Raw genomic sequence first — 12414 nt, 5'->3', positions numbered from 1 at the left:
CGATTAACACGTTTTAAATATTTAACAAGCCAACGGCATCAATTATTCTGGATGCGTTCCTAATTAGATTTACACTCTCGTTGAATGGGGTATGTTTAACGAGTACACAAACTATATCAGCCTGCACCAATGCTTCATCCAGGCTCACCAGTTTCACGCTGTCACCGTCAAGCTGAGCCGGTAACAACTCAATATTCGGCTCAACCACCTGAACATTACAACCAAGCTCAATTATTTTTTTAGTAATCCCAATTGCCGGACTTTCACGCAGATCATCAATATCAGGTTTAAAGGCAACACCTAAACATGCTACGGTAATATTACTGCGTGTTTTATCCGGGTTTTGTTGATGAATAAAATCCAGCTGCTCTTTTACACGAGCCAAAACCCATTCAGGTTTTTCGTCGTTAACGATTCGAGCCATTTTAATTAGACGAGCTTCTTCAGGGCAAGAATCAACAATAAACCACGGATCTACTGCGATACAGTGCCCACCAACACCTGCACCTGGCTGGAGAATATTTACTCGCGGGTGACGGTTAGCCAGCCTGATCAGTTCCCAGACATTAATGTCCAGCTTATGACAAATAGTTGAGAGTTCATTAGCAAAAGCTATATTCACGTCCCGAAAGCTGTTTTCAGTTAACTTAGCCATCTCTGCTGTACGTGCATTCGTTACGATACACTCGCCCTGAACGATAATTTTATAAAGCTCTACCGCACGCTGTGAGCACTTTGGTGTCATGCCCCCAATGACACGGTCATTCTCTACTAACTCACGGATAACGTGTCCCGGTAAAACACGTTCTGGGCAATGAGCGACCCGAACATCAGAGGCTTCACCATGTGTTTGAGGAAATGTTAAATCCGGTCTGGCTTCAGCTAACCAACCCGACATTTTCTCTGTAGCGCCTACAGGGCTTGTTGACTCCAAAACAACCAAATCACCCTTTTTGAGCACCGCAGCTATCGTTTGACTCGCTGCTTTAATATAGGACAGATCTGCCTGATGACTGTCATTTTCTTTATCATTAATGAACGGTGTTGGTACCGCAATCATAAAAGCATCTGCAGGTTCCGGCTTCGTTGTTGCGGTTAAATAACCTTGATTAACTGCAGCCTGAACTACAATATCGAGCTCAGGCTCAACAATATGAATTTCGCCCTTATTGATTGTGTCTACAGCATGTTGATTAACATCCACACCAATAACTTTAACCTTACGAGATGCAAAAACTGCGGCAGTTGGCAAACCGATATAACCTAAACCAACTACTGAAATTGTATTGAATGGCATAATAAAGCAATCCTTCTTTTTACTTTTTGAGATTATCGTATAGTGATTCAATAATGCACTTACATGCCTCACCATCGCCGTAAGGATTATGCGCAAAACTCATACTTTGATATGCACTTTCATCTGTTAGCAAGCTTTCTAGCCCCTCAACAATTTTATTCACATCAGTTCCGACTAGCTTTACAGTACCAGCATCTACTGCTTCCGGACGTTCAGTGGTATCCCGCATGACTAAGACTGGTTTCCCAAGGGACGGAGCTTCTTCTTGAATACCTCCAGAGTCCGTTAAGATAATATGCGCGCGATTCATCAGATAAACGAAGGGCAGGTAATCCTGAGGCTCAATCAGTTTAATATTATCGACGCCTGCAAGCAGTCGATTCACTGGCTCTTGTACATTAGGATTAAGATGAACGGGATAAACTACCTGTATATCAGGGTGCCGTTTAGCTGTTTCAGCTAAAGCCTGACAAATACGTTCAAACCCACCACCAAAGCTTTCACGACGATGCCCTGTCACCAGGATTAGCTTTTTACTATCATCTATAAAAGGAAAACATGTAGCAAACTTCTCTTGAAGAAGGGAATCATCCTCTAACTTTTTGACTACATCCAACAACGCATCAATGACGGTATTGCCCGTCACATGAATAGTTTCTGCTGCAATACCTTCCCGTAATAAATTATTTTCAGATGTTGCAGTTGGTGCGAAATGAAAAGTTGCTAGAGCACCCGTTAATTTGCGGTTACCTTCTTCAGGCCACGGTGAATATATGTTACCAGTTCTCAAACCTGCCTCGACATGACCGACAGGAATTTGCTGGTAGTATGCGGCTAAGCTTGCCGCAAAAGTGGTAGCGGTATCTCCGTGCACAAGCACTATATCAGGCTTGAATTCATTAAGTACTGATTTCAAGCCCAATAAAATCCCTGTAGTAATATCCGATAAATCCTGACCTGGCTTCATCAGATTCAAATCATAATCGGGCTTAAGTTCAAACAGTTCAAGCACTTGATCGAGCATTTCGCGATGCTGTGCCGTCACACACACCTTGGCGTCAAAGCGATTATCCTCATTCAACTGTAGCGCCAAAGGTGACATTTTTATCGCCTCTGGCCGAGTACCAAAAACGGTTAGTACCTTGATCATAAGTTTGCATCCATCAATTTATATTTTAGTTCTTCGCAGCGTTGGAAATAGTATTCAAGAAGCTTTTGCGTATTTACTAACTGCTTGTTTGTGGATTCTGCAATACTGCTGGTAACCAATTCAATTGCTGCACTATCTGTACTATATTTAAAGGTTTGGCCAGACTCTGCATTTTTCAGTTTGTCACACAAAATCAAGTTAGCTTTAAAGTTTTTTTCACCATATAGATCTGCAGCTTTTACATATAGCGGATAAGCATCAGCGTAACGGCCTTCTCTAAATAGATGATTCGCTTGTTGCACAAGAGTTTTCTTTTCACCAGCATTAACTATGTCCATTATTTCTTCACAAATATTATTAAGAGTTGATAGAAATCAATAATGCACCCTTTTCGCAAGGCAATATTGATTTTTTAAAGTTCATTTTCCTTTTCTCGAGAAAATTACACCAATCTTCTGAAACCTGCCGTTCACCTTCTCTATTATAATCATCCAACACTATATCTAACTGATGAGAAGATAAATACTTGTGTAGTAGAGGTATTGCAGGATAACGAGCTAGCGTGTTTTCTTGCTCATGCGGCCCATCAATCAATACTAAGATGCGGGCATTCCTATCGCTGTAAAGTTCTGCTAATTTTTTAAGCTTAGCCTTACAATTATAGTATAGATAATCATCACCCTGAATTGTCATATCAACCAAAGGCGAGAAAACAAGATCTACAGCTTTTGATAGCCCTTGCTGGTTTAAACTATTTTCAGTTTCTTGTAAATTTTGTTTATTCTGCTCAAAACTAACAATTCGTTTAGGCAGATCATAATTTTCAGGTTCAAAATAGCTCATCTGCTCATCATCAACTTTCTGATCCGCTATTGATAACTGAGTTTTAGGGCTAGAAATTTTTGTACAATGCTGCATTACAGATTTAGCGAACAATATCGTTGATGTTCCTGATCCAAACTCAATGATGAGATCATAGTTGTTATTTTTGACTTTATCCGCCAGGATTAATGCTAAGTCAGGATTAATACTCCAACCGTGATAAGTCAAAGGGGTTTCGCCGAGTTCCAATAATCTTTGCACGCCTATGTAAGCTTCTAACTGTTGAGTACCCGTGTTGATACTCTTTGTTATGTGTTGCCCTAGCGCATTAGCTGCCTGCTGGAGTTGCTGACTTTGCACTCCCATCATCTGATTAAGTTTCTCTTCTAGAGAGGTGAACTTATCATTCTGGGCTTGATTCAACATCAATAGTTCTTGTAGTGACTTTATACTTTCGCTATCTGCAACTGATTGTTTATCATATATATCCAGTTGTGAGCGTTGAGAATTAATATGTGCGCTTTTAGCTTCAAGTGCTGCGGTTAACTCTTCAACGCATTTCGCCTGCTCGGCATGCTGCGATTTACTCTCTGCTATCTGATTGTTAAAGGTAACTAGTTGCGATTGCTGTTCTGCAATCTGCGTAGCCTTAGCCTCAAGCGCTGCAGTTAACTCTTCAACGTGCCTCGCCTGCTCTGCTTGCTGCGATTTACTCTCTGCTATCTGTTTGTTAACGGTAACTAGTTGCGATTGCTGTTCTGCAATCTGTGTAGCCCTAGATTCAAGCGCTGTTGTTAACTCTTCAATTTGCTTTGTCTGTTCCGCTTGCTGAGAGCTATGCTCTGCAATTAGTTTGTTAACGGTAACTTGCTGTTCTGCAATCTGCGTAGACTTAGACTCAAGCGCTGCGGTTAACTCTTCAACGTGTTTCGCCTGCTCTGCTTGTTGCGATTTACTCTCTGCTATCTCTTTGTTAACGGTAACTAGTTGCGATTGTTGCTCTGCAATCTGTGTAGCCCTAGATTCAAGCGCTGTTGTTAACTCTTCAATTTGCTTTGTCTGTTCCGCTTGCAGAGAGCTGTTCTCTGCAATTAGTTTGTTAGCAACATCTAGTTTTGTTTTCTGTTCTGAAATCAGCGCAGCCTTAGCATCAAGTTCTTCTCTTAACTTAGTAACACCTTTTTCTTGTTCAGTTTGCTGTGATGTTATTTCTAGCATCTCCTCGCTGAACTGAAGTTCTTTCTTCTCAACTAATTCTACAGCCTCATTTAGCTCAATAGATTTCCTTGATAGCTGCTCGGTGACAAGTTCAAATTGTTGATAAAGGTATGTATGGTCAAGTTTTGCTCTCTTAAGGTTTTCTTGAGAAGTACAGAGTGCTTGCCAAAGTGGATTGAGCTTAAAACACATTAACGGCATATCAGGATCGGTATTATCCGTCGTTATAAGCTCATATCCCTGACCAGCTAAAAAATCTTTTACATTCGCGAGGATTTCATCATCTTCGTATAATGACTCAATACCTGATGTCAAATATAATGTAGAAAAAAAATGTAACTGTTGATGCGAAAGCAATTGCCGAACAAGACTCCCTACTTGAGCTGGTATATCTATATACAAATGATTAGGCTGGTCTTTTGCCAGATTAAGACCCTTAATATATTGATCGATCGCCAAGGTATTTACGCGTTCTATGCTCTGAATAGCAATTCCAGGGAATAGGGCTACTAAACCTGTGGGCTGCTGCAAACTACTAAACTCGGGTAAATTGAGTGCATACCAGGTAGATATACCTGTTTCTATATCTAAAATTACACCATCAACAGCAACGTTTTTCAACTGAGCATAGTTCTGATGTAACTTTTCTACTGCAGGCTCCCTCGCCTCAATCAAAGCAACAGATCCTTCTGGATGCTGCATTAAAAACTGATCTAAATACTCAGTTGCTTCTGCTTCTCCTGCACCTAACCATACAAAATAGGGTTGAGCTAGTCGAATACTCATACCTCTTCCCTCTTAGAAAGGTTCTCTAGCAATTTCACTGAGGCTGTACGTCCTTCTGCTTTACCAAATTTAATATAATGTAATAGAGGGTTGATTCCAGACTCTGCAACATCAGGATAAGTTTCCGTATACCATACCCCACTAAAAAGTGGTCCGGGAAAACGCTGTTCTGAACCACCGTATATTAAATAGTGTTCAGCGGGACTTATCGAAGATTCAGCTACATCCGGATATTGTTCTAAATACCATTGCGCATCAAAAAACTCAGACGATAGAATCAACTCAATTTCTTTCTCTAATTTTATTCTCTGTTTTTTGGATTTATTCAACATGCTTGCCACTACACGGACGGGGGCACCTGTTTTCCAAAAAACGGAACGTTTCATTTCATCTACATCTTGTAATATAAGATCTAATCGATAATTTTTCGAGGCTAAATCTGCTGTTGTATTTCGCAACTTATTTTCAAGCTTGATAATCTCTCGCTGATATTGTTTCTGCTTAATATGCGTATCTTTTTTTTCAATAAATAGTCGCTCTAAATCCTCTTGCACCTTATGTAATTGCAAGAGGAGCAGGCTATTTTCTTCAACTATCCCTTTAAGCTTATTTTCTTGCTGCTGATTTTGTATTTTCAGCTCATCGTGAGCGCTGGCTTTCTCTGATAGTTTTTCAAGTAACTTTGCATTAGTGTCTTTTGTGTCGCATTCCATTTTTTCAAATAAGTGCTGCAGCTTTAGCTTTTCAGCTTTGTGTGTCGCTACATAGGCATCCTTTTCTATCGAATATTTTTTAAGCTCATCCTGAACGATATTTAACTGTGATAGCAGTCGTACCTTCTCGTTTTCACTCTCATTTAACTGGGCAACTAACTCTTTTTGCTTCGTATGCAGGCTATCACATTCGTTTATGCTTTCATCTAAATCACGCAACACTTTATTTTTTTCTATAACATTTTTCTCTAGTTCTTCTTGCACTTGATGCAGTTGTGAAAGCAGAAGGTCTTTATCTTCTGAAAATACATTCAGTCTATCAGCATGATCAGCGAGCTTACTATTTAGGACAATAAGCTGATCCCTATAGGCCTGTTCAACTTCATTATATAATTTCAATAATTCATTGTTTTTTTCATTAGCAGCCTTTAGATCTTTCTGAAATATATTTTTCTCAGCAATAACCACTTCCAATTCATGTGATACCTGAGTGGCTTTAGACGCTTCGTCAACATACCCCTCAACTATGCGCTCTACTTCTAATAAGACTTTATTATCCACCTGTAATAATAAACCGGAAGCCTGCAGTAGGTTATTTAATTGCGACAGCCCTGACTCCTGAGCCACATATTGACAGGCTGCTATTAACGACACATCCTGTTCAAAACTAGCGACTGGCTTATCAGTTGTATTCACATGTAAATTAACCAACTGTTCGCTAAATATATTTTGGGCGGCAAGCGTTTGCTCAATATTGACCAGTTTTATGTGAGCGCGGTTTTTCCGTTGAATTTTTAATAGATAATTCGTAGACGATTGCCAGTGTTCGGCACAACGACTTAACGATGCTCCAAGCCGGACAGCCTCTGCCAAGTAATACTCAGCTTGCTGGTAAAATACTATAACGGTATTGACAGCGCTGTTATTACTTATTTCAGTTAATTGATCAACGGAACATACATCCCTAATAAGTAATGTGTTATACGAACCATAAATACCATCTTCGAGAGAGACTTTTGCACCCGCAAAGCCTTCGACTTTATGACCTTCGATGAGATCTACTAAGACATTCCATCTTGAAGTGTTTGTTATACTCAACACAACATTCATCTTATAACTGTCCTCATCATACGTATTAGCCATACTTTTTACTCTTTTGACACCGGCACAATGACTCATTTTAAAAAACATTATTCAACTGCATTGTAATTGCCTGATACAAGTAACGCTTTGTATTTATATTAAAGCCATACGCGTTTCAGTTTTAAAATATCATTCAAAACAACTTTAAGCTTCTACAATGAAAGTTTACAAATGATAACGCTCTTTAATCACATAGATATTGAAAAAAATTCAGTCTTTGTTCCAAATTTCATCAGACCTCATTTTCTGTGTCGAAAACACTAATAACAATCAATCTCTATGATCTCTGATAATCAATACCAACATATGCATTATTAAAGTTACAAATAAACTAATAACCATAAAGACTATTATGTTATATAGCCGCCGGGGCTGTACTGCATATTCAGGCAGAGTCGGGCTTTGCAGTATAGAAACTTGTTTAAGCTTACGTGCCGCCTCTATTCTCGTAGTCTGTAGCGCAGCCAACGCACCGGAGTAGCTCTCTTGTGCAAACAGAACCTTTAGTTCCAGAGTCTGATACTCAGCTGACAGAGTATTTAAAGCATTGCCTGACTGTTGCGCCATGCGTGCTCTCTCCTTTTTTATCTGCTGATGCAAAGCAGAAATTTCACTTTCGATTCTAATCACTGCCGGTGAAGTTTCACTTTGATAGCTTGCCATCATAGTTTTCTCTGCCTGAAGCGTCGCCAATTTTGCTTCAAGCTGCGCAACAACAGCACTTATACTTTCCACGCTTCCTATTGGAGAAATCAAACCATTCAGGTTTTGATAATTTATGAGATCCTTTCTGGCACTATGAAAATTATCGTTTAACTCAGCAACTTGTAATTCAAGGAATCTGACCTGCTCTGCAGCTAGACGTTGCCCCATCGCATTCATATGGGCTTCACCCTCTCGCAGTAACATTGACAATATATCTAAGGAAACTTTCGGGCTGAATGCCTCAACTTTAATGCGTAATACCTGAGCATACTCATCAAACTCAACTGACACATGATTTAAGTAATATTCATGTAGATCCTCAATTGGAATATCAACTGATCGAAGACGGGAAAAGAAATCCACACTATGATTAGAATAGTGTTCTCGGAGTCCAAGCTCTTTATCTATTTTACGAAGCATATCGACAGACAATAGATAATCGCGTAAAAGCAGCATATCGCCACCCCCTCCGCCTCCACCACCTAACAATGAAGAAAAATTCAAATCTGGCACAGATATTTGGGGGCTTTCTAAGACAATATTACTTTCTGAAACATAACGGTCAGTTGCCCATAAACTCCAGTAGCCAGAAACAATAACGATTAAAAGCATGCACAGGGGCCAATATGGTTGTTGCCTAAAAAATAATTTCATTACAGCCTTCTATCTCACTTAGCTTTAACGGTTTGTTTATCGGTGCTCTCGTGGTATGCAGATATAGCCTCATTAATATCATCAAACCAATAAGCTTTACCTTCATCAAGCCAAATTCCGGCTTGGCACAGATCCTTTAAGATAGCCTCGGCATGCGAAACAATTATCAAACCTGCCTGACCAACACGATCTTTAAATGCCTTAGTTGCCTTTTCTTTAAAAGCACGGTCACCTACAGAGGTAGCCTCATCGGACAAAAAAACATCGAAATCAAACGCTAGCGATAAGCCAAACGACAGTCTGCTTCGCATACCACTTGAATACGTTTTGACAGGCTCATCAAATGCTTTTCCTATCTCAGCAAATTCTTCAACAAAGTTAATGATACGATCAATATCTTTTCCGGAGCCATGTACGCGCGCTACAAATTTCACATTCTGTCGTCCCGTCATAGACCCCTGAAAGCCACCGCTAATTCCTATTGGCCAGGAAACACTGCAATCCCTTATTATTTCGCCCCTATCCGGGGTATCCATCCCTCCGATTATGCGCAACAAAGTAGATTTTCCTGCCCCATTTCGTCCTAGCAGGCCGACACTTACCCCGGTGGGAATATCAATACTAATATCTTTTAATACCCAATCACTGCCATGATGATTATGATAGCGTTTATAAATATTACGAATACTGATCATTGAGCTTTCAGCCTCACAGCAAAACGCAAGTGTAATAAAAGTCCCAATGAAACCAGCCCCAATGCCCATATACTTAAATAGACAATACTAATGCCATTAATCGCACGATACGAATCAAAAAAACAAACTCTGAGGCTCTCAACACCATGAACGATTGGATTTAATATCAGATAACGCTGTATCTGGTGTGGTAAGTAATTCAAAGGGATCATTACACTTGAAATCAATATTAGTGGCATCGATGTGAGGTTGATAATTTTCCCAATCTCAGGAACTAAATCGGACAGAACAGACAATGTTAATCCTGCTCCTAATCCCAGCATCCAAAGAAGCAACCAAACAAACAAAGCCTCCAACGGCTCTGCTGGAAACAAATCAATTTCAAGTAATAGTCCGACGATAATAAAGAGCATAAAAATAAAACTTTTTAGCATCCCTTCTAAATAACAACGAATAAACACAGGGTCTATCGGTTTAACCTGGCGATAAGAAAACAGCCCTTTATATGCACTAACAGCGCCTATTGAACGTATCATATTCTCGCGAAACAGAAAGAAACTGAATAGCCCGCAAATCAACCACGGAATAAAGTGAACACCACCTATATTGTGTTGACCGCTGGATATAACAGACCGTATTCCTACCATCATCGCGACCAGAGCAATAGGTTCCAGTAACATCCAGAACCAGGCCATACGATTTGATGTCGTCCGCGCTAATGCCTCACGCATAAACAGCGCATGCCATACCGCACGGGTTACCTGCCAGGGAGTACGAGGTGATAACAATGAACTACTCCATTAGGTGTTGAATAATTACAGTCATAATATGATTCTACTGTAAAACTCTCTAATCAAAGACCTGTAACTACTTTAGTAGCCACCGCTATCTGATATAAAATTTGAGAGATACTGGTCGCCAGCTGTAAATTTTTGGTTGGTACGACAGGCAATACCAGAATTTCATCACCCGCTTTTAAAGACACATCTCCAGCATCACGCACCTCACCATTCTGTCGCACTATCAGGATTTTTGATTTATCTGCATGAGTACTAAAACCTCCCGCACCATCAATGTAGTCAGCAACACTTCTCCCGGATGTAAACACAACAGACTGAGGTACCAGAACTTCGCCGCTGATAAGCAGCGAGTCTGACTTTTCAGGTATAGTAATTACATCACCATCCTGTAAACGAATATTCGCTATATGGTCATTAGAGGCGACAACAAGTCGACCACTAGGCTCTGCTTTGGAAGCCCTGGCAATAAACTTAGTGATAAGCTCCGCTTCCTGAACACGGATACTGGCCTCCTGCGAGGTAGCGGAAGATGCGCCTAGATAGGTTGCCTCCAGACGTCGCAGGCTTTCATCTAAAGATTCCTTCTGCCGCAACGCGACGCTTTCACGACGCATAGAGATGCTGGTTGTATCAGTAATATTTTTGGGCACTGCGATCGAATCAAGAAAGTCTTGTAACATAATATCGCGGGGCAGGGAGTAACGGGATGGCCCGTAAAAACTTCCCTCTATCTCAACAACGATCGTGTCATAGCGTTTATCAATACTCAAAATAACTTCGTCGCCATTTTGCAGTGACTGCTGTTCGAAGTCTGCCAATGACAGGTATCCGGTTAGAGGCCCGCTGTTGCGATCTCCGCGTAACAATACATGGGAAACACCCGCTTTCAAATGCGTCAATTTAATCAGAGCACTGCCTGTCATCTCACTCTTTGCAAGCTCATATCGATATGAACGCTCAACATCGCCGGTCACAACTACAGACGCTTTCCGTTCACCGACCACCAGGGTATCACCATCACGAAACTGAGGTCGTGCCATCTGGCCATTCAATAAAAAATCATAAAGGTCGATAGTTTCAATCGTTTTACCGTTACGAATAACCTTAATCGCCCGATAGGTTCCCATTAGGTCATCAATACCACCGGCCTGATTAAGAAAGTAGATAGCGGAATCATTCGGTGTACCCGCATAACGACCGGGACGGGAGACAAAACCTGTGACAAATACACCCACCGGCTGGACGCCCTGCACCTGGGTATAAACATTGACGTTTTCTGGATAGATAGCTCGAACAGCGCCGCGAATTCGGGTATCAAGATCTTTATGGCTAAGCCCCTGAACTCTGACAGGGCCTATAGTCGGTATAAAAACATTACCACGAGCATCAACCGGCAACACCCGTTCCATCTCTATCGCACCCCAGATACGCAGAACAACCTGGTCCCCCGGAGTGACTTTATAATCTGAGTTTAGGCCATCTGATCGCAAGCCACTAAAACCACCATCAAATAACTGACTACCGAAAGGACGGATATCATCAGAACTGATGACTTCTTTAGAGCCTAACTGACCATAAGTCCCGGACTTCCAATCAATATTTTGTTGCACCTGCGGTGCATTAGAACCCCCGTTCATTAACTGCTGAACAGCAGGATCAAGATCACCGGCATTTTCTATAGCGGCGCTGGCCAAACCCGATATCAACAGGGCAACCCCTGCGACAAAACCTTTGTGAATAACGGTGCTAAGACTTGTACTGTAAAAATTCATCAATGAATTCCATTTAACGTTATAACTAACGATTATAGTTATCTGGGTATCAACCCCGCGAAAATCAGATGGCGACCGAAATCAATTCCCATCGAGTGGATTCAGGATCAGTGCAGGCAACAAAACGTTCTTTCGAAAGGTCATCGCTGATCACAACTTTACGACAGAAGCGCCCACTGGCTGCAAAATATGTCGCACCAGCCGTCAGATTTTTGCCTTGCAGGCTACCCGAAGAGATAAGAAGAGACAGGTCCTGTTGATTACCCGCCAGGATTTCATTCACGTCCGCGGGCAGAACATTCTCGAAGCCAACTTCAGGAGAAGATGACACTTCTCCTGATCTATGCAACGGTTGTGATGTACATGCTGTTAAAAAAACCACTGAAAATAACACAGCTGTGGAGTTGACTATTCGGGAGTTATTCAGCTTCATCAATCACTATCCATAACAAAATTTACAGGCCAAGATCATACAATATTATCACGCCAACTTACATGTCTCAGAGCAACTACTATATTGCTGACCTGAGTATCTGCCTTCAGAGACAAAACGACACCCTATTTAAGTCGTGTTTACAACCAGAAAGCGGCCTCTCATCCTCCTCAAAGCGGAATTTAGAGCGGTTCCTCAGCACACACAATTTCACCCAATGGCGAAT

General features: G+C 41.1%; 10 protein-coding genes. All 10 read right to left on the bottom strand.

Features of this window, described 5'->3' with window-relative positions; all coding sequences use genetic code 11:
* Window positions 1-13: 13 nt before the first annotated feature.
* Window positions 14-1297: a UDP-N-acetyl-D-mannosamine dehydrogenase gene (wecC, locus tag Q0499_RS01750; RefSeq protein WP_299195352.1), complete on the bottom strand. Its 1284-nt coding sequence runs from the start codon at window positions 1295-1297 to the stop codon at window positions 14-16.
* A 19-nt stretch (window positions 1298-1316) separates the two neighbouring features.
* Window positions 1317-2444: a UDP-N-acetylglucosamine 2-epimerase (non-hydrolyzing) gene (gene wecB, locus Q0499_RS01745; RefSeq protein ID WP_299195372.1), complete on the bottom strand. Its 1128-nt coding sequence runs from the start codon at window positions 2442-2444 to the stop codon at window positions 1317-1319.
* Window positions 2444-2785 carry a hypothetical protein gene (locus Q0499_RS01740; protein WP_299195350.1) on the bottom strand — a complete coding sequence of 114 codons (342 nt, stop codon included), beginning with the start codon at window positions 2783-2785 and terminating at the stop codon, window positions 2444-2446. Before Q0499_RS01740 ends, wecB begins: the two co-directional genes overlap by 1 nt.
* A 19-nt stretch (window positions 2786-2804) precedes the next feature.
* On the bottom strand, window positions 2805-5273 hold the full coding sequence (locus Q0499_RS01735; RefSeq protein ID WP_299195348.1) for a hypothetical protein: 2469 nt from the start codon (window positions 5271-5273) through the stop codon (window positions 2805-2807).
* Complete coding sequence (locus Q0499_RS01730) at window positions 5270-7129, bottom strand: hypothetical protein (RefSeq protein ID WP_299195347.1); 1860 nt, start codon at window positions 7127-7129, stop codon at window positions 5270-5272. The genes Q0499_RS01735 and Q0499_RS01730 overlap by 4 nt, the downstream gene beginning before the upstream one ends.
* A gap of 270 nt (window positions 7130-7399) precedes the next feature.
* Window positions 7400-8488 (bottom strand): chain-length determining protein, encoded by a 1089-nt coding sequence (locus Q0499_RS01725; RefSeq protein ID WP_299195345.1) that lies wholly within the window; start codon window positions 8486-8488, stop codon window positions 7400-7402.
* A 14-nt stretch (window positions 8489-8502) separates the two neighbouring features.
* Window positions 8503-9183, bottom strand: coding sequence for an ABC transporter ATP-binding protein (locus Q0499_RS01720; protein WP_299195343.1), 681 nt, complete (start codon window positions 9181-9183; stop codon window positions 8503-8505).
* A complete protein-coding gene (locus tag Q0499_RS01715) occupies window positions 9180-9971 on the bottom strand; it encodes an ABC transporter permease (protein ID WP_299195342.1) in 792 nt (263 codons plus the stop codon). The genes Q0499_RS01720 and Q0499_RS01715 overlap by 4 nt, the downstream gene beginning before the upstream one ends.
* A gap of 65 nt (window positions 9972-10036) precedes the next feature.
* A complete protein-coding gene (locus Q0499_RS01710; RefSeq protein WP_299195340.1) occupies window positions 10037-11755 on the bottom strand; it encodes a polysaccharide biosynthesis/export family protein in 1719 nt (572 codons plus the stop codon).
* 64 nt (window positions 11756-11819) lie between these two features.
* Window positions 11820-12188, bottom strand: coding sequence for a hypothetical protein (locus tag Q0499_RS01705; RefSeq protein ID WP_299195338.1), 369 nt, complete (start codon window positions 12186-12188; stop codon window positions 11820-11822).
* Window positions 12189-12414 lie beyond the last annotated feature (226 nt).

It is taken from the genome of uncultured Amphritea sp. (genome assembly GCF_937127095.1).
Classification (GTDB): domain Bacteria; phylum Pseudomonadota; class Gammaproteobacteria; order Pseudomonadales; family Balneatricaceae; genus Amphritea.
Note: the sequence above shows the minus strand (reverse complement) of the source record. Positions and strands in the feature narration are given on the sequence as shown.